At 58.3% G+C, this 23,124-nt stretch carries 21 protein-coding genes; 14 read left to right on the forward strand and 7 right to left on the reverse strand.

Features of this window, described 5'->3' with window-relative positions; translation table 11 throughout:
- Positions 1–2: 2 nt before the first annotated feature.
- Together LFT43_RS16420 and LFT43_RS16425 are read right to left on the reverse strand one after the other, a co-directional pair.
- The gene (locus LFT43_RS16420; RefSeq protein WP_395798532.1) at positions 3–1,130 is read right to left on the reverse strand and encodes an alpha-ketoacid dehydrogenase subunit beta; all 1,128 of its coding nucleotides are present in this window, start codon (positions 1,128–1,130) and stop codon (positions 3–5) included.
- Positions 1,127–2,359 (reverse strand): thiamine pyrophosphate-dependent enzyme, encoded by a 1,233-nt coding sequence (locus LFT43_RS16425; RefSeq protein ID WP_395798534.1) that lies wholly within the window; start codon positions 2,357–2,359, stop codon positions 1,127–1,129. The genes LFT43_RS16420 and LFT43_RS16425 overlap by 4 nt, the downstream gene beginning before the upstream one ends.
- 171 nt (positions 2,360–2,530) lie before the next feature.
- Here LFT43_RS16425 and LFT43_RS16430 point away from each other — a divergent pair, with 171 nt between their 5' ends.
- Positions 2,531–2,995: an Lrp/AsnC family transcriptional regulator gene (locus LFT43_RS16430; protein ID WP_234748882.1), complete on the forward strand. Its 465-nt coding sequence runs from the start codon at positions 2,531–2,533 to the stop codon at positions 2,993–2,995.
- A gap of 4 nt (positions 2,996–2,999) precedes the next feature.
- On the opposite strand, the gene LFT43_RS16435 is transcribed toward LFT43_RS16430, so the two are convergent.
- Complete coding sequence (locus LFT43_RS16435) at positions 3,000–3,134, reverse strand: hypothetical protein (RefSeq protein ID WP_395798536.1); 135 nt, start codon at positions 3,132–3,134, stop codon at positions 3,000–3,002.
- A 247-nt stretch (positions 3,135–3,381) separates the two neighbouring features.
- Here LFT43_RS16435 and LFT43_RS16440 point away from each other — a divergent pair, with 247 nt between their 5' ends.
- Entirely contained in the window at positions 3,382–4,368 is a 987-nt protein-coding gene (locus tag LFT43_RS16440; RefSeq protein WP_395798538.1) for a hypothetical protein, read from the forward strand.
- Between the two features lie 149 nt (positions 4,369–4,517).
- Here LFT43_RS16440 and LFT43_RS16445 read toward each other — a convergent pair whose 3' ends face one another.
- Both LFT43_RS16445 and LFT43_RS16450 read right to left on the reverse strand, forming a co-directional pair.
- Complete coding sequence (locus tag LFT43_RS16445; protein WP_395798540.1) at positions 4,518–5,762, reverse strand: lipopolysaccharide biosynthesis protein; 1,245 nt, start codon at positions 5,760–5,762, stop codon at positions 4,518–4,520.
- Between the two features lie 286 nt (positions 5,763–6,048).
- On the reverse strand, positions 6,049–7,545 hold the full coding sequence (locus LFT43_RS16450; protein WP_395803135.1) for a polysaccharide biosynthesis tyrosine autokinase: 1,497 nt from the start codon (positions 7,543–7,545) through the stop codon (positions 6,049–6,051).
- A 297-nt stretch (positions 7,546–7,842) separates the two neighbouring features.
- Between LFT43_RS16450 and LFT43_RS16455 the strand changes: the two genes are divergently transcribed.
- From LFT43_RS16455 to LFT43_RS16510, 12 genes are all read left to right on the forward strand, one after another.
- Complete coding sequence (locus LFT43_RS16455) at positions 7,843–9,000, forward strand: glycosyltransferase family 4 protein (protein WP_395798542.1); 1,158 nt, start codon at positions 7,843–7,845, stop codon at positions 8,998–9,000.
- An 80-nt stretch (positions 9,001–9,080) separates the two neighbouring features.
- Positions 9,081–9,629 carry a putative colanic acid biosynthesis acetyltransferase gene (locus LFT43_RS16460; protein WP_395798544.1) on the forward strand — a complete coding sequence of 183 codons (549 nt, stop codon included), beginning with the start codon at positions 9,081–9,083 and terminating at the stop codon, positions 9,627–9,629.
- Positions 9,626–10,756, forward strand: a complete 1,131-nt coding sequence (locus tag LFT43_RS16465; protein WP_395798546.1) for a glycosyltransferase — start codon at positions 9,626–9,628, stop codon at positions 10,754–10,756. Before LFT43_RS16460 ends, LFT43_RS16465 begins: the two co-directional genes overlap by 4 nt.
- 28 nt (positions 10,757–10,784) lie before the next feature.
- On the forward strand, positions 10,785–11,891 hold the full coding sequence (locus tag LFT43_RS16470) for a glycosyltransferase (RefSeq protein ID WP_395798548.1): 1,107 nt from the start codon (positions 10,785–10,787) through the stop codon (positions 11,889–11,891).
- Between the two features lie 22 nt (positions 11,892–11,913).
- Positions 11,914–13,143 carry a glycosyltransferase family 4 protein gene (locus tag LFT43_RS16475; RefSeq protein ID WP_395798550.1) on the forward strand — a complete coding sequence of 410 codons (1,230 nt, stop codon included), beginning with the start codon at positions 11,914–11,916 and terminating at the stop codon, positions 13,141–13,143.
- A gap of 39 nt (positions 13,144–13,182) precedes the next feature.
- Positions 13,183–14,211 (forward strand): GDP-mannose 4,6-dehydratase, encoded by a 1,029-nt coding sequence (gene gmd, locus LFT43_RS16480; protein ID WP_395798552.1) that lies wholly within the window; start codon positions 13,183–13,185, stop codon positions 14,209–14,211.
- On the forward strand, positions 14,211–15,185 hold the full coding sequence (locus LFT43_RS16485; RefSeq protein ID WP_395798554.1) for a GDP-L-fucose synthase family protein: 975 nt from the start codon (positions 14,211–14,213) through the stop codon (positions 15,183–15,185). The genes gmd and LFT43_RS16485 overlap by 1 nt, the downstream gene beginning before the upstream one ends.
- Positions 15,186–15,211: 26 nt before the next feature.
- Positions 15,212–16,660, forward strand: a complete 1,449-nt coding sequence (locus LFT43_RS16490) for a sugar transferase (RefSeq protein ID WP_395798556.1) — start codon at positions 15,212–15,214, stop codon at positions 16,658–16,660.
- 43 nt (positions 16,661–16,703) lie between these two features.
- The gene (locus LFT43_RS16495; RefSeq protein ID WP_395798558.1) at positions 16,704–18,017 is read left to right on the forward strand and encodes a UDP-glucose dehydrogenase family protein; all 1,314 of its coding nucleotides are present in this window, start codon (positions 16,704–16,706) and stop codon (positions 18,015–18,017) included.
- A 2-nt stretch (positions 18,018–18,019) separates the two neighbouring features.
- Positions 18,020–19,903, forward strand: coding sequence for a DUF4012 domain-containing protein (locus tag LFT43_RS16500; RefSeq protein WP_395798560.1), 1,884 nt, complete (start codon positions 18,020–18,022; stop codon positions 19,901–19,903).
- Between the two features lie 187 nt (positions 19,904–20,090).
- Positions 20,091–20,699 carry an LPXTG cell wall anchor domain-containing protein gene (locus LFT43_RS16505; RefSeq protein WP_395798562.1) on the forward strand — a complete coding sequence of 203 codons (609 nt, stop codon included), beginning with the start codon at positions 20,091–20,093 and terminating at the stop codon, positions 20,697–20,699.
- Between the two features lie 319 nt (positions 20,700–21,018).
- The gene (locus tag LFT43_RS16510) at positions 21,019–21,621 is read left to right on the forward strand and encodes a low molecular weight phosphatase family protein (RefSeq protein ID WP_395798564.1); all 603 of its coding nucleotides are present in this window, start codon (positions 21,019–21,021) and stop codon (positions 21,619–21,621) included.
- On the opposite strand, the gene galU is transcribed toward LFT43_RS16510, so the two are convergent.
- Together galU and LFT43_RS16520 are read right to left on the reverse strand one after the other, a co-directional pair.
- Positions 21,618–22,508, reverse strand: a complete 891-nt coding sequence (galU, locus tag LFT43_RS16515; RefSeq protein ID WP_395798566.1) for a UTP--glucose-1-phosphate uridylyltransferase GalU — start codon at positions 22,506–22,508, stop codon at positions 21,618–21,620. The two genes, LFT43_RS16510 and galU, sit on opposite strands and share 4 nt — an antisense overlap.
- Positions 22,509–22,605: 97 nt before the next feature.
- The gene (locus LFT43_RS16520; protein ID WP_395798568.1) at positions 22,606–23,082 is read right to left on the reverse strand and encodes a carboxymuconolactone decarboxylase family protein; all 477 of its coding nucleotides are present in this window, start codon (positions 23,080–23,082) and stop codon (positions 22,606–22,608) included.
- Positions 23,083–23,124 lie beyond the last annotated feature (42 nt).

Genomic DNA, 23,124 nt, shown 5'->3' on the forward strand with positions numbered 1-23,124 from the left:
GGTCAGTTCTCCCATTGAAGGTCGTCAACGGCGTCGAGGATGCGGTCGACGCTTGGCAAGTAGTAGTGCTCCAGCTTCGGAGCCGGGTACGGGACGTCGAAGCCGGTCACCCGGCGGATGGGCGCAGCCAAATAGTGGAAGCAGCGTTCCTGCACGCGGGCCACGATTTCGGAGGACACCGAGGCGAATCCGTGGGCTTCAGCGATCACGACGGCGCGGCCAGTCTTCCGCACAGAAGCGCACACGGTCTCGTCGTCGAAAGGCACGATCGAGCGGACATCGATCACTTCGAGCGAACGGCCCTCTTCGGCGGCCGCAGCCGCAGCGGCGAGCGCAGTCGGAACGGAGGGTCCGTAGGCGATGAGCGTCGCATCAGTGCCGGGGCGCGCGACGGCGGCCCGTCCCTCGCTGCTGGATCCCGCCGAAATGTTCGCGGCGTGTTCGGCGCGCAGTGCTCCCAGATTCACTTGGTCTTTGGACCAGTAGAGCTTTTTGGGCTCCATGAACATCACGGGATCGTCGGAATCGATGGCCTCGCGTAGCATGCGGTAACCGTCCGCCACGGTGGCCGGGGTGTAGACCTTCAGGCCTGCGGTGTGTGCGTAGTAGGACTCGGACGAGTCGCAGTGGTGCTCCACGCCGCCTATCCCGCCTGCATAGGGGACGCGGATGACCATGGGCAGTTTCACGGCACCCTTGGTGCGGTTGTGCATCTTGGCGACGTGGCTGACGATCTGTTCGAAGGCCGGGTAGGCGAATGCGTCGAACTGCATCTCGATCACGGGACGCATTCCGTTCATGGCCATACCCACGGCCATTCCAACAATGCCGGACTCAGCAAGCGGAGTGTCAAAGCACCGCTGTTCTCCGAAAGTGGCCATGAGGCCATCGGTAATTCGGAAGACGCCGCCCAGGCGGCCAACGTCTTCGCCGAACACCAGAACGGAGGAGTCGGACTCCATGGCGTCCGCCATCGCGGTGTTGAGCGCCTTGGCCATGGTGATGGTCTGGGGACCGGACGCTTCGGCAACAGCCGCTGCGCTGGCTGCCGCGCTGGCCGTGGCAGAGCTGACGTCGCCTGTGGCTGCGCGCTCGGTGGCTTCAGAGGATGTGGTGACGGCGGGGCTCATTTGCCTGCCTCCTTCTGGCTGGATGCCTCACGGGCGAGTTCATCGGCGAGCAGGGCGGACTGCTCCTTCAACTGCGGAGTGGGGGTGGAGAAGACGTAGCGGAAGAGGTTCTGCGGATCTACCGGGACGTCCTCTCCCAGGCCTTCGCGAAGCTGCGCGGCAACCGCCTCTGCCTTTGCTGCTATCCGGGTGGAACCGTCGTCGTCGAGCAGTCCACGGCCTGTGAGATACGACGTCATGCGGCTGATAGGGTCCTTAGCCGTCCATTCGGCCACTTCGCTGTCCTCCCTGTAGCGGGTGGCGTCGTCAGCGTTGGTGTGGGCCTGCATGCGGTAGGTGTGGGCCTCGATCAGGAGCGGGCCGGAGCCTTCGCGAGCCAGCTTCACTGCGCGGTCTAGGACTGCGAGCAGCGCGACGAGGTCGTTGCCGTCGACGCGTTCACCCGCCATGCCATAGCCAACGGCCTTGTGCGCCAGCGAGGGCGCCACGGACTGGTGGCTCAGGGGCACCGAGATGGCGTACTTGTTGTTCTGGACAAAGAAGATCACGGGCAGGTGGAAAACAGCAGCGAAGTTGAGTGCCTCGTGGAAGTCCCCTTCGCTGGTGGCCCCATCGCCGCACATTGCCAACACCACGGTGTCCTCACCGCGCAGTTTGGCGGCATGGGCAACTCCGACCGCGTGCAGCAGCTGGGTGGTCAGCGGCGTGCACTGGATGCCCACCCTGTGCTTGGTGGGGTCGTAACCGCTGTGCCAGTCACCACGGAAGATGGTCATGGTCTCAACAGGGTCAACACCCCGGGACATGACGGCGACGGCGTCACGGTAGGTGGGGAACAGCCAGTCGCCTTGGCGAAGGCACAGGGCGGCAGCCACCTGGCAGGCTTCCTGGCCGTGGCTGGACGGGTAGACGGCCATGCGGCCCTGCCGGACGAGGGCGGAGTTCTGGTCATTGACGCGGCGCCCGACGACGAGCTGTTCGTACGCTGCCATGAGTTCGGCATCGCCGGGGATGGGATATTCGTGGCCGGGCTCGGTGCCCTGCTCAGCTTCGGGCTTGAGCGTGCCGGACGGGTCCACCATTTGGATCTGATGGCGGGCAGGCAGCATGTAGTCTTCCACGCTGATTCCGAACTTGCGCCGCACTTCGGAAGCTAGGTCGTTTACTTCGGAGTGGTCCGGCCGAGCGTCAGCCAGACCCTGGGCCTCATGGTCCGCGGAGATCGTCATTGGTCCGTCCTTCTGTATCCACTATTTGTCACCAGTATGTTCCCTAGAGAAGTTTCGTATCCAGCTCCAGCCAAAATCATGGAAAAGCTTGCTGGAAACGTCTAGTCTGGAAGACAAATTGCAAATGTGAGCTGGGTAACGGGCTCACCTTGTGGACGAATTGGAGATGCGATGGCCGAGGTCGAAGCGGATCAGGCGGAAGTCCCTCTGGACCAAGTGGACCGGGACATCATTGCCGAGCTGACGCGGGACGGAAGGATGTCTGTCACCCAGGTGGCGGAGAACGTCCACATCAGCAGGGCGCACGCGTACTCAAGAATCTCCAGGCTGACGGGCGAGGGTGTGCTCACCAAGTTCACAGCGCTGGTGGATCCCATCAAGGCCGGATTGAAATCATCGGCCTACGTCACGCTCAAGGTGCAGCAGCACTCCTGGCGCGAGCTGCGGGAAGAGCTTCGGCTCATTCCGGAGGTGCAGCACATTGCCTTGGTGGGCGGCGATTTCGATGTCATCCTGCTGGTCCGCGCCACCGACAATATTCACCTGCGCCGAGTCATCTTCGACCAGTTGCAGTCCATGCCAGGGGTGCAGGACACGCAGACGTTTTTGGTGTTCGAGGATTTGGATACGCGGTAGGACGTTAGCGGGACAGTGCCAGATAGACCACCCCAGCGGTGATGAGCAACAAGACGATCAGCCCTGCGTACTTGAACCGCTTCCGAGTGGTCTTTTGGTAAGGGTTGATGTCCACGTAGCCCGGCAAAGCGTCCTCCATTTTTGATTTCCCTGAGAGTTCCCTGAATAAGTATCGGCCACAGACGGGCTCAGGAAAGCCACCTTCATCACAGCAGTCCCCGCCGAAGTCGTCTTAGCCGGAAATTGCCTTCAACAGTCGCGCTGCAAGGCTGGATCCGTGGATGCCGGTGAACATGGCTCAGCACCATTCGAAGGATCTCGGGAATCCGACGGTCTAGGTGGTTACGAGGCGCATGACCCATCGCTTCGACAGGTACGATTCCATTATGACCACAGTGGCTATACCGTTTGTGCGCATTGACCCCAGCCAGAACCCTAATCTTGCCGTGAGGGACGGACGGGATCCAGCGGAACCCTACTTCAAATCGATGTTGGTGGCCTTCGCATCGTTTCGCCGATGGAACCCAGATACAGCCCTCGAATTCATTTCGAATGCCGAGCCTCCGAAGGAATATCGGGAGCATTTGAACCGGCTAGACATTACCTTGAAAATCGTTCCGTTCGAGCACAGGCCACCGCATGGTTTTGCCGGCCGCTTCACGGCTTCCTTGTACCTTCTTGACGCTCTCGGTTCATTGTCTGCTGATGAGACGCTAATTGTGGACCCCGATGTATTGTGTGTTGGTCCGCTGGACAACATGCTCGGTGCCGTCGAGGGCCGAGTAGGCGTGCTACTCATGGATTTTCCTCCGACAGAAGACATCAATGGCATTTCTCGCATTGACGCGGGGACGCTACACGGCGCCTTGGGCGAACCCGCATACTCACCTGAACACTTCGGGGGTGAAGCATACTTCATTCCGCGCGAGCATGTTGAAAACATCCTGGAACGTTCCGAGAGGGCATGGAAATTCACGCTTGAAAGGCATTCGGCTGGGCTTATGAAGTTCATGACCGAAGAACACATTCTGAGCTACGCTGTGCGCGGCGTTCCACTGCACCACTTGAATGATCACGTCCGAAGGATATGGACCACTCATCGCTATCGGAGAGTGGACGGCAGAGAATCCGCCCTAACACTCTGGCACTTACCAGCGGAGAAGGACCGAGGATTCGCCGAGCTCTTTCCTGCGGTGATTGATAGCGACTCGTGGTTCTGGTCCGTAGACCGTGCCACTTTTATCGATCGTGCGGGTCGCGCAATGGGTTTCCACCACCGACCTCTAATCCGAGTGGCAAAGGACACTCTTGGGTTCATAGTCAATGCTATCGAGCTCTTGGCTATGCCAATCCGGAATCTTCGAACGAAGTAAGAACCCAGGCTCAGGATAGAACCCAGGCTCAGGATACAAGCCCATAACACTTAAACTGAAGGGGAGGAATCCCCAACTCCGGCGGCCTTAGAAATCGCGTGCTCGATTCAGGAATAGGGTGGCGTCAGCGAAAATCTTGCGCATGAGTTCTATCCTGCTACATCCACAAGCCCGGCCCGCAGATGATTAAATTTGGCCAAAACCAAAGAGCCCATGGCCAGAGTTAGTCCCAGTTGTGTAACAGCTGATGCAAATGCCGCACCCAGCGCACCGACTAGTGGTGACAGGACTATTACCAAGCCCAACTGCATGGCAATCGCTACGACGGTGATGGCTGCGATCGGCTTGTCCAGACCACGGGCCTGCAAGAATATGAATAATGGCTCGTTAACAACACTAAATATGGTCACCAGAGCCAGGATACGTAAGACGTCAGCGGAGCCAGCGTATGTCGAACCGATAAAGAAATCCACAAGATATGGCGCGCCAACTGCGGCCGCCAAACAGCACAAGATTGCGAGGCCTAAGAGCCAAATCGACTTTCTAGCCAGTTTCCATGCTTCAACAGCGCTTTCGGCCCCCGCCACGTGTGGCGCAGACGCCGATGCAAATGCGTTGGAGAGCAAGCTCATTGGCTGTGTCCAACGGTTTACTGCAGCGTATATACCCGCAGCGCTCGCGCCCGCCCCCATTGTCAGCAAAGGGATGTCGAGCGATCGGGCTGTCAACGCAACGCTGGCAAACCCGTAGTGCCTCGATGCGGACCATGGATTCGTCCGCAACTGCAGGCGCAAGGCTGGCCGATTCGCACAGGGTGTCAGAATCCAGCAAAGAAAAGTGGAGACAATTCCCCCAGCAATTAATCCGAACCAAAGCGCTAACACAGACGGAATGCCAATGAGAATCAATCCAAAAAACACCACAGCGGCCATAGCCCTATCCGCGAGGATCGCCCCTGCGATAAATTCCATGCGCCCGAGACTTCTAAGTGGAATCTGCAGAGACTGGCTGAGAAGAAGAGCCATGCCATAAGGGCCGGCCATCCAAAGGGAAGAATCGGGCAGTAATATGAATGTCGTTATGGACCATGCCGCGAAAATAGCGCAAGAATAAAACAATTTCGAGGACAATCTGCGCCCCAAGACCAGCGCATTCATACGCCTAGCGGAGAGCTCCCTGAGCCAATAGGCATTTGTCCCGAAATCCAGGAGTCCTACGCCGGTCGTGCCTACTGCGATCGCGCTCACTATTAGGCCAAATTCAGAAGGCTCTGCAGACTTGGCAGAAAGAATATAAAGCAGAGCGGTGACAACTTGCCCAACTCCAGTGGTTCCGGCAAGCATAATCGCTTGCCCCCCAATATTGCTCCGCAGACGACGAATGATATAGCTCATCGCCTCATACCGAGAAGCCTATTAGCGAATTTCTCGGGCAAAACTAACATTGCTGAACGCAATCTCGGCACTGTTGTCGCCTGATCAATCGGTTCATGGAGAGCGAGAGTGTCCAGCGGAACCCATTCCATAGACAAGCGAATGTCTTTACATTCCGAACTTAGAGCGAAAGCGTTGTCGACAAAAGTCCGGGCCGCGGTAGGCGCGGCCTTATTAAAAAGGACGCCTGACTCCTCATCCGCAGGCTCGACCGCGACGCGCCACGTGCTTAAGTCATCCATCAACACTACCCACGAATCCGCGGAAATACTGAAGGCGATCGAACAGCCCCTTGATCGTAGTTGTTTCTCACGGATGGTTCAGCTAATGCCTCCACCCAAGGCGAACTATCGGCAGAGTGCTTGTCAACCGACGCTTCAACTGGAGATCGACCTTCCTCGCTGCCGTAATACGTGTACGCGTATGCGTCTGCTCCCTTGGCGGGGACACGGTTGAGCACAACTCCAAGTAGGTTCGCACCGACTAGCTCAAGCGCGCTGAGAGACTTCTTCAGATCGTGCTGCTTGATCTTCTGCGAACCGACCACCATCAATACGCCTCCAACGTGCTGGGCTAGGACCGCGGCATCGGTGACGGGAAGTAGTGGAGGAGCATCAATAATGACCGCGTCAAACGCAAGCTCCAAGCGGCCGATGAGATCCTTCATCTCGTCGGAGCCCAAAAGCTCACTGGGATTTGGCGGAATTTGGCCAGAGGTCAGAACATAAAGACCTCCTTGCCCCCAGGACTGGAGGAGATCATTCACGTCGGCGGCACCCACGAGGGCCGTGGTCAGCCCTGCGTTACGGTCGAGTCCTAAGTATTCGCCGACCATAGGCCGGCGCAGATCAGCGTCGACCAAACAGACGTTTTGGCCCGCCTGCGACAAAGCTATTGCAAGGTTTGTCGCCGTTGTGCTCTTGCCCTCGCCGGGCAAAGAAGACGTCATCAACACCGACTTGGCGTGGCCTGAGACATTTGCAAATTGTAGGTTAGTTCGAAGCTGCCTGAAGGACTCGGCCCGCTGGCTTTGAGGACCGAACTGCGTGAGGAGGGGCTTCTTGGCCGCGTCCTGATCGAAGGCAATTCCACCCAGGACGGCCGAATCCGTCACGCGCCGCACATCTGCTTCGCTTCGAATTCTCACGTCGAGGGACGTCCGCAGGATGGCGGCAGCTACTCCCAAAGCCAGGCCGATCAAAATTCCGAGAATCAAGTTCAGCTTGGGATTCGGGGCCGAAGGTTGGGTGGGCGCTTGCGCCGGGGTGATAATCGAAAGACTCACCGGTGATGACCCTCCGCCCTTTGGGCGCTCCAACTGATCCACTGCCTTGATCAGGCTGTTGGCAATGGCCTGGGCCGAAGCTGCGGCCTGGGCCGGAGAACTGTCCGAAACGGAAATATTTATGAGGACCGTATTCAGGTCGGTACTGGCTTTCACCCTCTGAGCCATCTCGTCCGTGGTCACACCGAGTCCAAGACTGTCGATGGCGGGCTGGAGGACAATTGGCGTAGTCACGGTTTTGACGTAGGACTGCACACGAGCTTGGCTGAACGAGTTCCCTTGCTGCAGCTCGGTCACTGTGCCTGAACTCTGAGTGGCGACAAAAAGTTGGGTGTCAGCCGTGTAAGTGGGTTTAACCAGGAGCGACACGCCTCCCCCGCCCAAGAGTCCCAAAAGCGTCGCCGCCAAAACTAGTGCCCAGTTGCGGCGCAGAGTGAGAAGGTAATCCCTTAGATCCAAACCGTGTACCCCCTGTGTCGTTGAAAGTGGCGTGCAGTCAAATTCGCCATCGGACGAAATGGTTCCAGCCATCGGCGCAATCATACCGGCTGGCTGAACGCGTCATCGCACGGATGGTCTGCTGCAGTCGTCCCAGAGCAGGCGAACATTGGCTAGACGCAACCTTCAGTTAGCGGCCTGTCTGCATTCCGACACTCAATCCTGTGTATCATCAAGTCCGACCAATGGCATGAAAAGCCATCGGCGACGCGTGCAGTCCGCCGTTGTCCATATTGGTAAGAGTGGGGGGCTCAAGTCATGAGATTCAAACGAAGGCCACAGGCCAACCGCTGCAACGCCCAAATGCGAGTCCTCTGGATAACTAATTTCGCGGCTCCCTACCGGTTACCGGTTTGGGACCAGTTGCGAACCAGTCATATCCTGACGATTGGACTTCTGGAGTCAAGAAAATCGCTCGCGGCAGATCCTGGAGCTAACAGGGGAACAGACTGGCACGTCCAAGAAGCCAGCACTCCGGCTTTCGTCGAGATCCCAACGTGGAAAGTCAAAGTCGGCGAGGCTCGATACTACGTCTTGAAAAGCTTCCTGCCTCTCTTGGCCGTTGGCGGGCAAGATGTAGTGGTTTTCGGTGGCTGGGAATCACCGGCATACTGGCTGCTCCTCTTTGCAGCCATGGTCCTGGGAGTCGCCAGGGTCGGCTTCTACGAAAGCACTCTCACTACAATGAGGCACCGAACAGGTCCCATTGCATGGATTCGCTCGTGGTTCTTTCGCCAAATGCATGCGGTGGTTGTGCCTGGGCAGGCTGCGCGTGAGGCTCTTCAGCACATAGGAGTCCCCAGATCCAAAATTCTAGAAGGATTCAACGCAATCGACGTTGAAGCGTTCCGTCAAAAGTGCCCTACTGACGTAACCTCCGAAGACCCGTCCGGGGGTCATCGCTACCTATACGTTGGACAACTAATCCCACGCAAGCGCGTCGACGCTATTATCGATGCTTTCAGCCGTATCGCCGGCACTGCGGACGAGCTCACGATCGTAGGGTCCGGGCAGCTAAATGACGAGCTGACAAGCCTAGCCAAGAGCCGAGGCACATCCATCCGGTTCCTCCCCTACATCGACAATAGGCTTCTTCCACAACTGATGGCGAAACACCACACCCTCGTTCTGGCTTCAGCCGACGAAGTTTGGGGCATGGTGGTCAACGAAGCGCTCGCAGCGGGGTTGCACGTTGTCGTTTCTGATAATTGCGGGGTTGTTCCATCCGTTGCAGAGATGCAGGGAGTCTTCATAGCAAGCCGCAATCTGCGTGATCTAGCCGCACGCCTCCGGGAGTCGCGCGACTCCTGGGGCGGCAAAATCTCAACACCGGAAATCTTGCGATGGACTCCTGAGAGATTCGCGGACGTATTCAGCGACGCTATGCGTCGTGCGGTGCTTGCAATCAGCCGATAGCCGTATTCGCTTGATAAGTTAGCCGAGTACGAATTAGACCAGCGATTTGCGTGTGCCCAGTCCGAGCGAGGGAGAAGCCAATGTCACATTTCAGGAGACTCGCGAATTTCTCCGGTGCAGGATACGACAAGGGACGGCCAAAGGTTGTGCAGGCGCTCTGGGTCCTCTCCTCCGCCCTCGTCGTGGAACGAATCTGGTGCCCTCCGACGCTCCGTGTTGAGGTGTTACGGATCTTTGGCGCCACGATCGGCCAACGCGTCCTCATCCGTCATGGAGTACGTGTCCACTGGCCCTGGAAATTAGTGGTTGGGGACGACGTTTGGATAGGCGTTGATGCTTGGCTTCTGAACCTGGAGCCAATTGAGATCGGATCTAATGTCTGCATCTCCCAAGGCGCATTCATTTGCACAGGCAGCCACGACGCAAAATCTCCAAGTTTTGAATTCGACAACGCCCCGATCTGCATTAGGGATGGCGTATGGATTGCGGCTCAGGCAACGATTCTGAGAGGCGTTACGGTGGGCGAAGGCGCCCTTGTAGGAGCGACCGCACTAGTGGTAAACGATATCCCGGCCGGCGGACGCGCCCTTGCTCCGCTCGCTGAGATCACCGGGGAAATGCGCCCATGAAAATCATTCAGATCGCGACCCTGGTGACACCCGACGGCGCATACGGCGGACCGATACGCGTTGCAATCAACCAGACACGGGCGCTGCTTGAGGCTGGTCACGATGTCACCCTTGCTGCCGGCGCTCGCGGCTTCGGTGCAACACTCCCAGACAACTTTGACGGAGTTCCCGTAAGACTGTTCGATGCCACATTAATCCCCAAGCTGGGCTTCGCGGGCACGGTGTCGCCTGGGCTGCAGAAGTGGATCAAAAGGGCCGCTCCAACTGCGGATGTGTGCCATATTCACTTGGGCAGGGATTTGCTGACGATGCCAGCGGCGAAGGCAATCGCGCGCGCAAAAGTTCCATACGTCGTGCAGACACATGGAATGATCGACGCGTCTTCAAAGATACTTTCAGGTCCCTTCGACCGATTCCTTACCCGTCCGGTTCTCCGCACGGCGGGTCAGGTCTTTTATCTCACGGACCAGGAACGCACGGATCTGGAAGGTGTTGTGCCGGGGTTGCTCCGCTTCGCCGAGCTACTCAATGGCGTTCCGACTGCTTCGTCCCAATTTGGCTCTCCAGAGCCCGAAACCCCTGAGGTGCTGTTTTTGGCCCGATTGCAGGCCCGAAAACGACCGATGGTCTTCATTGAGATGGCCAAGAGACTACAAGGGCGATTCCCGCAGGCTCGATTCGTCTTGGTTGGTCCGGACGAAGGGGAAGGCCAGGCAGTCCGTGACGCAATCGCCGATTCAGGATTGGGTGAGACCATTCGTTGGGAGGGTGCAACTGAGCCAGAGCAGGTTTCAGAACGCCTCGCCCGGTGCTCAATCTATGTGCTGCCGTCCGTCAACGAGCCTTTCCCGATGTCGGTGCTCGAAGCACTCTCGCTAGGCAAGCCCGTGGTGGTCACAAACACGTGCGGTCTGGCTCCATTCATAAAGACGGCTAACGCGGGATTCGTAGCCGGACCGGACACGGATTCACTTACTGAAGCAGTTTTCAATCTTTTGAACGACAAAAATCTGCGCGAGGTGTCTGGCAGGAACGCAGCCTCAATCGCCCGGAGCGAGTTCAGCATGTCCGGAATTTCAGAAAAAATCATTGAAACGTATGATCGACTGGTGGTTAAGAATGGATAGCCCCTCTCGACACACGAGGCGCCTCTCAGTGGTTATTGTCCAGCCATACGTGCCAAAATATCGCGAGGAATTTTTCAGCAAGCTGATCAAGAACTTGAACGATCATCAGGTCGACTGTTTCATCGCGGCGTCGTTGCCTTCGGGAACCCAAGCCGAACGTCGCGATTCAATAGAGGCGAAGTGGATCCGGCGCTACGATGCCCGACAGCTACGGATGGGCGGTATTACGATCGGATTGGGCGGTGCGCGAACACTCTGGAGAGATGCTGACGGTGTGATAGTGGGCCTTCTGGGTTCGTCGTTGGACACATATCTGGCGATCAATGACGCGCGAAGGAGGCGCGTCAAAGTTGGTCTTTGGGGCCACATCAACCCCTATGTCCGACCCGGAAACCCCATCGATCTGGCAATGGAACGATGGCAGTTGCGTCATGCAGATCATGTATTTGCGTACACGCCGGGAGGGCGTGACTACGCACTTTCGGCGGGAGTCAGCAGCCAAAATGTGACCACAGTCATGAACGCCACAGATACTTCCAAGCTCGTTAGTGCCAAGGAGACGCTCGACCCAGAGCGCGCGGCCGAGTTCATGGCACACCACCGATTACAACGGCACCGCACCCTTGCATATGTAGGCGGCCTCGATGCAAGTAAGAGGGTTGACTTTCTTGCATCTGCCCTAGACCAGATCTGGGCATCTGATCCTGACGTACGTTTACTGATTGGCGGACAAGGTCTAGATGCCCATTTTCTTCAACCTTCGGTAGACCGCGGGCAGGCAATCATGTTGGGTTACGTGGGTCCAGCTGAACTCGCCATGATTGGGTATGTCAGCTCCGGAATTCTCAGTCCGGGAAGAATCGGGCTTGTGGCAGTCGATGCCTTGGTCCTCGGCGTACCGATCCTCACAACCGACTGGCCTTTTCACGCTCCAGAGGTCGAATTCCTTGTTGAAGGTCAGAGCAGGCTGACATCCGCCAACGATGTTAAGTCCTATATCGGACTAGTGCGGGACTTCCTAGGCACGCTCTCTGATCAGGGCGCTGAGGCTCCAACAGCTCAATGGAGCTATCCGACGATCGACGGGATGGTTGAGAATTTCGAAAGTGGAATCATGAAAATGCTCGACAAATGACATAGAAGGCAGACGTAAGCTTATGAGAATCACAATCTTGGGTCTCAACTATTCTCCCGAACCATCCGGAAACGCGCCCTACACCGCAAGCTTGGCGGAGGGCCTTGCCGCAGCTGGTCATACTGTGCACGTTGTGACGGGCTATCCTCACTATCCAGAATGGCGTTTGAAGGAGGGCTATTCGGGCTGGTCTAGGTCTGAGGTCATCAACGGAGTAAGTGTGAAGCGGCTACGTCATCATACGCCGAGCAAGCCCAATGCCTTGGCCCGCCTACACATGGAATTAAGCTTCGGGGTCCGGCTCATATTTGCGGGGTGGAGCAAGCCAGACGTCGTCCTGGTGGTCAGCCCCGCTCTGTTCTCCAGCGCCCTAGCCATTCTCCGGATCAGGATGCTTTCAAGACGAGCACGAGTCGGTATCTGGGTACAAGACCTCTACAGCCGAGGCGTAGTCGAGACCGGTACGGGTGGCGGGGGGCTGGCTCGACTTGCTTCATTGATAGAAGCGTACATACTCGGTTCAACCGACGGAGTCATCGCCATCCATGAACGTTTCAAGAGCCACATAGTGGAGTCACTCGGCGTCCCCTCTGTCAATGTGGAAGTAATCCGCAATTGGACCCATCTCCCTCCCTCTCCTTCCTTGGATCCGGGGACCACGCGCGCACGTCTTGGATGGGGTCCGGATGATATCGTCGTGCTTCATGCGGGAAATATGGGCAAAAAACAAGGGCTTGAAAATGTCCTTGAATCCGCACGGTTGGCAGAAAAGACCGGGAGCGGGGTTCGCTTTGTCCTCATGGGCGATGGAAATCAGCGCAAATCCTTGGAGGCCATGGCTGCCGGTCTCGATCGTGTTCAATTTGTTGACCCACTTCCGGGTGACGAGTTTATGGAAGCAATGGCGGCGGCCAACGTGTTGCTGGTTAATGAGCTCCCCGGCGTCAAGGACATGGCCGTTCCCAGCAAACTCACTTCCTACTTCAATGCTGGTGTGCCCGTGGTGGCAGCGACAGATGCAGGGAGCGTGACGGCATTCGAAATTGAGAACTCCGGTGGCGGTATAAGGGTTGATGCGGGAGATCCTCAGGCGCTGTTGGATGCAGTGGAAGAGCTGAGTTCTGATCAGAATCGTTCCAAGCAGCTAGCTGGCAACGGAATGAGGTTTCGGCAAGTCACATTGTCCGAGGCAAGAGCGATTGCCCACTATGATGAGTTCTTGTCCAGCTTGGCATCGGTGCGGGGCCGCTAGGCTTCGCGCAATCTCATTTTCGCACTTCGGGGGGGCATTTTGACTAAGCGTGCATTTATCACTGGTATCACCGGACAAGACGGGTCCTATCTGGCGGAGCTACTTCTCAGCAAGGGTTACGAAGTCCACGGGCTGATCCGCAGGGCATCAACTTTCAACACGGCACGGATAGACCACCTGTATGTGGATCCGCATGATCCCAAAGCGAAGCTTTTCCTTCACTACGGGGATCTCAGCGACGGGGCACGCCTTGTGACTCTGCTTGCTCAAATCCAGCCTGATGAGGTCTACAACCTTGCAGCGCAGTCTCACGTTCGTGTGTCCTTCGACGAGCCTGAACACACTGGGGACACAACCGGCATCGGCTCCATTCGCCTGCTCGAGGCCGTTAGGATGGCTGGAATTGAAACCAAGTTCTACCAGGCGTCTTCCTCGGAAATGTTCGGTGCCACGCCGCCTCCGCAGAATGAAGAGACTCCGTTCTATCCTCGCTCCCCGTACGGTGCGGCAAAGGTGTACAGCTACTGGGTGACCAAGAATTACCGTGAGGCCTACGGCATGTTTGCTGTCAACGGGATCCTTTTCAACCACGAATCGCCCCGCCGCGGAGAGACCTTTGTAACGCGCAAGATTACTCGAGCCGTGGCCGCTATCAAGGCCGGCAACCAGGATTCCCTCTACATGGGCAACCTTGACGCTGTACGCGACTGGGGCTACGCGGCCGAGTACGTGGAGGGCATGTGGCGCATGCTGCAGGTTGACGAGCCGGACGACTTTGTTCTCGCTACCGGCGGCAACTACACCGTCCGCGACTTCCTCCAAATCTCCTTTGAGCACGCCGGCCTGAACTGGGAAGATCACGTGCTTTTCGACGAACGCTACCTTCGTCCAACCGAAGTGGACGCGCTGGTCGGTGATGCCTCAAAGGCACAAGAGAAGCTCGGTTGGAAAGCAACGGTCCACACCCCGGAACTCGCACGAATCATGGTTGACGCAGACATCGAGGCTCTGAAACACGCCGGCAACCATTGGATCGATGACGTAGATCTCGATAGTTGGAAGAACTGATGTCCGAGTCCGTCGAATTCACGCCTGGGAGCCTTGACCGCAACTCAACATTTTACGTGGCCGGGCACCGCGGCTTGGTGGGATCTGCTATCTGGCGCAAGCTGGAAAACGAGGGTTTCACCCAGCTTGTGGGTGAGCCTTCCGCGGAACTGGATCTCAAGGACCGGGACGCCGTCTTCGAGTTTTTTGCCGGGAGCAAGCCCCGATACGTGGTGCTGGCTGCCGCTAAGGTGGGCGGTATTCTTGCCAACAACACTTATCCCGTGGACTTCCTCAGCGATAATTTGCGGATCCAGGTGAATGTTCTGGACGCGGCGCGCGAGCATGGCGTCGAACGGCTGCTCTTCCTGGGATCATCCTGCATCTATCCAAAGTTCGCAGAGCAACCAATTCGCGAGGACTCTCTGCTCACGGGACACCTTGAACCCACAAATGACGCCTATGCGATCGCGAAAATCGCAGGCGTCATTCAAGTCCAGGCAGTCCGCCGGCAATACGGACTCCCGTGGATATCTGCTATGCCTACCAATCTCTATGGTCCAGGTGACAACTTCTCGCCGAAAGGCTCCCACGTCTTGCCGGCATTGATTCGCCGCTACGACGAGGCGGCCAAATCCGGTGCCCCGGTGGTTACTAACTGGGGCACCGGTTCACCGCGGCGCGAATTCTTGCACGTCGACGACATGGCCGCTGCTTGCCTTCATCTTCTGGAGAACTACGACGGCCCAGAACAGGTGAATGTCGGCACGGGGACAGACGTAACCATTAAGGAACTGGCCGGGATTGTGGCTAACTCCGTGGGATTCTCGGGCGCCATCGAATGGGACACGTCGAAGCCGGACGGCACGCCGCGAAAACTGCTGGATGTTTCCAAGCTTTCCAAAGCCGGATGGTCTGCTTCCATTGACTTGGAGGATGGAATCAGGTCCACCGTGGACTGGTACAGATCAAATTTGGCTGAAATTCGTAACTGAGAAATCGAAGCGGCGCTCAATCTGGAATGGGGGATTCTTTGAGTCAGGAGGCAAATTGGAGGGTACGCACGTCGCGCACTCTTCGAATCGTTGACGCTTTTGTGATTATCTGGGCCGTGGCCGGGGCCTACAGCATCCGATTCGGGCTGGACACGAGCTTTACCACTTCCGGCCAGGATTCCAGCTACGTTTGGCTCTCGATATTCCTGACGATCACTTGGTGGCTCATGCTTGGGGCATGGGGCACCAGGCAAAACCGGATCCTCGGCTCCGGGCCCGACGAATATAAGCGCGTAGCAGCCGCGTCCCTTTGGCTGTTCGGTTTTGTTGCCATTTTCTCCTACGTGTTCCGTGTTGATACCGCCCGTGGTTACGTCGGAATCGCTTTGCCCGCCGGCCTTAGTGGACTCTTGCTAGGGCGCTGGCTCCTCCGCCAGCATCTGAGTATGCACCGACAAAAAGGCCGACGCATGTCCAGACTCATGATTCTTGGCGGTCCCAGCGCGATCCTCCATCTGGCCGCAACTCTGGTGAGCGAGAAACATGCGGGATATATGCCCGTTGCCGCGTACACACCCGGCAACTCATCCCCGTCCCAAGAACTGACTAACGTCGGACTGCCCGTTCTTGGCCATGAACCGGAAACACATTCAATTCTTGACGCGATCGAGCGATGCCAGGCCGATGCTGTGGCGATCTCGGCAGGGGTCCAACTGCATCCGAAAACCCTTCGCCAGCTCGGATGGGAGTTGGCCAACCGAAACGTGGGGCTCATTATGGCCCCCGCCCTCACAGACATCGCGGGACCGCGCATCCACACTCGGCAAGTTGCAGGGCTGCCCCTTATCCATGTCACCACGCCAACACTCGAGGCTGGGCAACGCGTTGCCAAGCGATTGTTCGACGCTGCGGTCTCCGCCGGGTTGATAGTGCTGTTTTCGCCTCTGCTGGCGCTCCTCGCTGTGCTCGTGAAGCTTGACAGTCCCGGCCCCATTCTTTTTCGGCAAGAACGGGTGGGCTTTGAAGGGATCCCGTTCAAGATGCTCAAATTTCGCTCCATGGTAGTGGATGCCGAGGCTAGGATCGCTGAGCACGTTGACCAGAATGAAGGAAACGGACTTCTCTTCAAAATCAAAAACGATCCACGCATTACACGCATAGGTGGCATGCTCCGCAGGTACAGCCTGGATGAGCTTCCTCAGCTAATCAACGTCCTGTCCGGATCCATGAGCCTCGTAGGCCCACGTCCTCCTCTGCCAAGGGAGGTGGCGGCTTACGAAAGGGATGTGCGGCGACGACTTCTGGTCAAGCCGGGGGTGACGGGACTTTGGCAGGTCAGCGGACGATCCAATCTCTCCTGGCAAGACTCGGTCCGTTTGGATCTCTACTACGTGGAAAACTGGTCATTGGCCGGGGACTTCATCATCCTGCTCCGCACCGCCAGAGCGGTTCTCGGCGGCCGTGGAGCTTACTAACTACCTCTGACGCAGGAACGACCCTCTGGGGGAAGGCAAGACAATGCGCATTTCAGTGATCGGCTGCGGCTACCTTGGTGCCGTACATGCCGCCTGCATGGCCAAACTTGGCCACGAGGTGGTTGGCATCGATGTGGACGAGTTGAAGATCCACACTCTCTCCGCTGCCCTCGCCCCGTTCTTCGAACCCGGGTTTGATGAACTACTCAAGGACGTCCAAGAGCCAGGACGGCTGTCATTCAGCACAGACATATCCGCAGCTTCAGGGAGCAGCGTCCACTTCATCTGCGTGGGAACACCCCAGAAGGAAGGGGAAAACGGCGCTGACCTCAGCCATGTGGACGCCGCAATGGAGGCGCTCCTCCCCCACGTGAAACCCGGCGACATTGTGGTAGGCAAGTCCACGGTGCCAGTAGGAACTGCCTCTCGCTTGGCCGAGATCCTGGCCACCGGTGCACCTGGTGCCCACCTCGTGTGGAATCCCGAGTTCCTGAGAGAAGGCCACGCCCTCGAGGACACCCTTTCCCCGGACCGGCTAGTTTACGGCGTCGCCGACGGCTCGGAAGATCACGCTGCAGTTTCCGTTCTGGACGAGGTCTACGCTGCTCCGCTCTCGACAGGCACCCCTCGTCTGGTCACGGACCACCCGACTGCAGAACTGGTCAAAGCAGCCGCCAACTCCTTTCTAGCCACCAAAATCTCCTTCATCAATGCCATGGCCGACGTTTGTGAGGCAGCAGGGGCGGACGTCACCCGCTTGGCCGATGCGATCGGGCTGGATGACAGGATCGGCCGCAAATTCCTCAGTGCCGGCATCGGTTTTGGTGGAGGATGCCTCCCCAAGGACATTCGGGCCTTCATGGCTAGGGCGGGCGAACTCGGCGCCGATCAAGCCTTGACGTTCCTGCGGGAAGTGGATTCCATCAACATGCGCCGCCGCAGCCGGGTTGTGGAGCTCACCCGTGAACTTTGCGGAGGAAGTCTGCTGGGACACCGCATCACGGTGCTGGGTGCCGCCTTCAAACCCGAAAGCGACGACGTCCGGGATTCGCCCGCGCTCAGCATCGCCGCACAGCTTCAACTTCAAGGGGCCGTTGTGACAGTCACCGATCCGAAAGCCCTCGAAAACGCTGCCAGGCGATTCCCTGAACTGCGGTACGAGGCGGACCTCGACACGGCGATCGCCGGAGCCGATACACTACTCCTGCTCACCGAATGGCAACAATACAAAGAGCTCGACCCCTTTGAAGTAAGCAGCGGCGTTGCGGGCCTCCGGATCCTGGACGGACGAAACGTCTTGGACGCTGCCAAATGGCGCTCGGCCGGTTGGCACTACCGTGGACTCGGAAGGCCCTAAGCGTGACAGACACCCAAGAATCAAAAGTCATCCCGGAAGAACCCGAGCTGCGCCGGACCAGCCGAAAAAGCGCCTCGGGCAAGCGGCGTCGTCGTCTGCTCAATGCTGGAATATTGCTTGCGGCCCTCCTAGTGATTGCCGGAGTCGGCGTCCTGTGGCTCAGCGCAAAGGCCTCGACCATCAAGACGGAGCTTGAGGCTTCAACTCAGTTGGTGCCCAAACTCAAGGAGAGCATTCTCCAAAACCGTCCAGCAGACGCAGTCGCTATTGTCGAGGAACTTCGACGCCATACCGCCTCCGCTCGGGACGCCGCCTCCGACCCACTGTGGTCCTTGGCCTCTGCGACTCCATGGCTGGGCGCGAATTTCTCTGCGGCGGCCGAAATTGCCCGCTCGGCCGACGATGTAGCCACTCTGGGGGTGGCTCCCTTGGTGAAGGTCTATGACTCCCTCAACTGGGACAAGCTGATGCCGAGCAGCGGCGGCACGGACTTGGAGCCGGTCCGCAACGCGGCCCCCGCCGTGGCGTCCGCTGCGCACGCCGTGCGCGTTTCGGCCGAGCGACTAAATGGGATCGATCCTAGTGGCCTGTTCCCCCAGATCGCCGGACCACTGGCGCAAGCCAGGCAACAACTCGGCTCGGTAGTAGGCGAGCTCGACACCGCCTCCGACGCCGCCGGGCTGGCCCCTGCCATGCTAGGTTCCGACAAGCCACGGCATTACTTGCTCCTAGTCCAGAACAATGCAGAAGCCCGCGCCAGCGGCGGCATTCCTGGTGCCTTGGCAGTGGTCACGGCCGACAAAGGAAAGGTCAGCCTTTCCTCTCAGATCAGCGCCCACGATCTCGGCGAATTCAGTCCGCCCGTCTCGGTTGACGCCGAGCAGGAGCGCATCTACAGCACCAGGCTGGGCACATTCATGCAGGACGTCAATTTCACGCCGGACTTCCCCACCGCTGCCACCACAGCGCTGAAGATGTGGGAACAGAGGAAAGGTGAACGACTAGACGGAGCCATCTCGATCGACCCCGTAGCGCTCAGCTACATCCTGAATGCGACAGGACCTGTCAGTCTTCAAGACCAACAGGTCCTCGCCCTCGCTGCTGGAAATCTGCCCAGCGAACTCTCCGGCAGCAACGTGGTGAAAACCCTCCTCTCTGACGTCTATGCCCAGTTCAACAATCCCAAACTGCAAGACGTCTACTTCGCTGCGGTGGCCAAGGAAATCTTCGGAGCCCTCTCCTCAGGGAAGGGCACAGCGAAGAGCCTTCTGGCCGGCGTCGGGAAGGGTGTTGACGAGCACAGGGTTCTCCTCTGGTCCGCAGACACCAGCGAACAATCCGTTCTCAACAAATACCCGCTCAGCGGTTCCATTTCCGGCCCCAGCGTGCCTGCTGCCCAATTCGGCGCCTATTTCAATGACGGCACCGGGGCGAAGATGGACTACTACGTGAAACGGACCGTTCAGTTGGTGACACAGTGCCCCGTGGACGGGTACAGAACTGTCAAATTGCGGATCACCAGCATCAACACCGCTCCCACTGATGCCGCGACTTCCTTGCCGGCGTACGTGACCGGTGGGGGCGGCTATGGCGTGCCGCCCGGCACCGCGCAAAGCAACGTTATCGCGTATGGTCCTGCCCAGTCCCGTGTTGAAACCGCCGCACAAGACGGGAAGGGAGTTCCCTTCGGCGCACAACAACATGACAACAGGCCCGTCGGCACCCTCACTGTGCGGTTGGCCCCTGGGCAAAGCAGCACCGTGGAATTCACCTTCGGAAAGATCGTGCAGCATAGCCAACCGGAGGTGGTGGTAACTCCAACAATTCAATCCGTGGACAAGGTGGTTCTCCCCACTGAGTCCGAAAACTGTGTAGCCGCCGGGTAGACGGCGCGTTAACCCTTTGTAACGAGTTTGGATTTACTTTGCAGTAAGCACCCTTAGGATGATAGCTTTCTGTCTTGGGTGGGTCTCAGATTTCAGTTCACGTGTTCGTGGTGGATGAAATCACGTCATCACATTGAATTACGCATCAGGTTTCAAAATACACACCAAGGTCTCAGGGGGACAAAAATTGAAGAAATCACTCGCAGTGCTCGCGCTTGCGGGCACCATCGCTCTTGCCGCTTCGGCCCCAGCAATGGCTGTCAACTATCCAGCACCCGCTCAGCAGGGCACCGTTTCCAACGCAACAGTTGGAGTGGGCGGAACCGTCGTATTCTCGGGTGATGGCTTCACCGCTGGCGAAAACATCAACATTACTGTCAACCAAACCACCACGGCTCAAGGCGCTGCAGTTCCAGGCACCGGGTCTGTCACCATGGCAGTTGCAGGTGCGCTTCCGCTGGCACCGCTTACCCTCACCGCCGTTGCCAACAGCGCGGGCGCGTTTTCCGTCACCGTCCAGCTGAACTCGGCTGGCACTTACGTGCTGACTGCCGTTGGCGCAACTTCCGGCCACACGGTCACGGCAACGGTAGTTGCTTCAGCAGCAAGCACCGCGGGTCTCGCGAACACCGGGGGCGCAACACTGGCCAACACTGGTGGAGGCCTGGCCAACACCGGTGTGGACTCCAGCCTGATTCTTTGGGGCTTGGTTGGCGCTGGCGCACTCGTAGCCGGCACGGCCTCCGTAGTGGTGGCCCGCCGCCGCTCGAAGAGCGAAACCGCAGCCGCAGCCTAAACGCAAAACTAAAGGAGGGGTTGTTTCCGGTAATTCGGAAACAACCCCTCCTTGTTTGCGCGTACGGTAGCTTATGACCATGGGGAGACATTGGCGGAGGCGCGGGAGACTGAGTTTCAGGGTGGAATTTCCAGAAATTCCGCGAATTCCAGCCGTTCCGAGGCCGGCCTGGCCGATCATAATTCTGATCCTGCTGGCCATAGTTTCCTTCAGCGTGGCGGCAATCGCTTTGATGCGGCACACATGATTTTGACCCTTGCGTTAACTTGTAAGTCACAGGTGCCATGCGCGCCTGAAAGCTAGTGAAAGAGCTACACCTTTGGAATCGCTCCAACCCGTCCGGATCCTGACCGTTTGCACCGGCAACATTTGCCGCTCGCCCGTCGCCGAACGGTTGCTTCAGGCAGGCCTGGACCAAGTTTTCCCCGGAGGCTTCGAGGTCCGAAGCGCCGGCACCAGGGCGATGGTGGGCAGCCCCATCCAGCCACTCTCCTCCGACATCATCCGAACGTACGGCGGCTCACCCGACAACTTTGCCGCACGCCAACTCACGTCGAAAATCCTGAGGGCATCGGACCTGGTACTCACCATGGCATCACACCACCGCGGGGAAGTTCTGCAGCTGGATGCCTCCCTACTCAAGCGCACGTTCACCATCCGGGAATTCGCGCGGATGGTGAACGCCCTCGAGGAACGCGGCGACGCATCGCCGTCGGGCTCTGACTACACCCAACAGTGGCGAGATTTGCCGGCACGGGCATCATCCGTGCGGCACCTTGTCCTGGCAGCGGAAGCCTCTGAAAATGACGTCGCCGACCCCTACAAACAAGGCGCCGATGCGTACCTACGGATGGAAGACGAGCTGGCTCCGGCCATCCTCAGGATTCTCCGTTACGCCAGGCTAAGCACGAAGCCCTCCTAGCCGAGGAATTCCTTCATCCAGGATTTCAGGTCTTCACCGAACTCGGCCCGCTCGGACGCCAACGTGATGACTGCCTTCAAGTAGCTGAGCTTGTCCCCTGTATCGTAGCGGCGTCCGCGGAACACGACCCCGTAAACACCAGCGCCCTCGCCTTCTCCTTTTGCGAGGGTCTGGAGGGCGTCGGTCAGCTGGATCTCGCCGCCGCGCCCAGGCCCAGTTTCTTCTAGGACATCGAAGACAGCAGGGTGAAGAACGTAGCGTCCAATGACAGCCAAGTTTGACGGCGCTTCTTCAAGCGAAGGCTTCTCTACAAGGCTGTTGACCCGTACATAGCCCTCCCCTGCAATGGCTGTGACGTCAGCGCAGCCATATGCGCTGATCTGTGACGGTTCCACTTCGATGAGAGCAATGACCGAGCCGCCGGTCTTCGATTGGACGTCGATCATGGTGGACAGGAGCTGATCGCGCTCGTCAATCAGATCGTCCCCCAAAAGCACGGCAAAGGGTTCGTCACCCACGTGCTGCCTGGCGCACAACACGGCGTGGCCCAAGCCCTTCGGTTCGCCCTGCCGCACGTAGTGGATGGGCCCAAGTCCGGAGGCATGCTGCACGGCATCCAGACGGACTTGGTCTCCCTTGAGTTCCAAAGTGCGTTCGAGATCAGGTGCACGGTCGAAATGGTCTTCGAGAGCGCGCTTGTTGCGGCCTGTGATCATCAGCAAGTCAGTAAGGCCAGCCTTCACAGCCTCCTCAACCACATACTGGATGGCCGGCTCATCTACCACCGGTAACATTTCCTTCGGCATCGCCTTAGTGGCGGGCAAGAAGCGCGTGCCCAATCCAGCGGCCGGAATAACTGCTTTACGAACTGATTTCCCCATGGTCATAGGCAAATCCTACGAATGGATTTTCTAAAGAGCGAATCCCTGATGCAAGATTTCGGCGCTTCTAGCCAAGATGTCGCCGCCTATCCATGCACTCGTCCTAGCTCCGCGCCTTGCGCACCGGATGCTCGCTCAGGATGGACAGGCGATTGAAGGCGTTGATGCCGATGCACGCCATACACAGCACGCTGATCTGCTCTTCCGTGTAGACCTTGCGAGCGCGGGAAAACAGCTCGGCCGTGGGGCGGGCCGTGCTCGTGCGGGTGATTTGTTCGGCCAGTTCAAGCGCTACCTTTTCGGCCTCGCTGAAGAGGTCCACTTCGCCATACACGGACAGCAGGGAAAGCCGCTGCTCCGTCTCGCCATAGCCCATAGCGCGGCGGTGGTGCAGATCCAAGCAGAAGGCGCAGCCGTTGATCTGCGAGGCCCGGTAGTTCACCAACTCCAGAGTGCGGCGCGGGATCCCCGTCCGGTCTGCCTCGGCGGTGACCTGCTCCGCGTAGCCGGACAGGGCTTGATAAAGCCCGGGCAGCTCCTTGTCCAGATAGCCCGCAAGACGCGGGGTATTTTCACTCATCCGCCGAGCCTATCGGAGGGAACTTCCTGGCCGCTGGAGACT

The organism is Arthrobacter sp. FW306-04-A, from assembly GCF_044358315.1.
GTDB lineage: Bacteria > Actinomycetota > Actinomycetes > Actinomycetales > Micrococcaceae > Arthrobacter.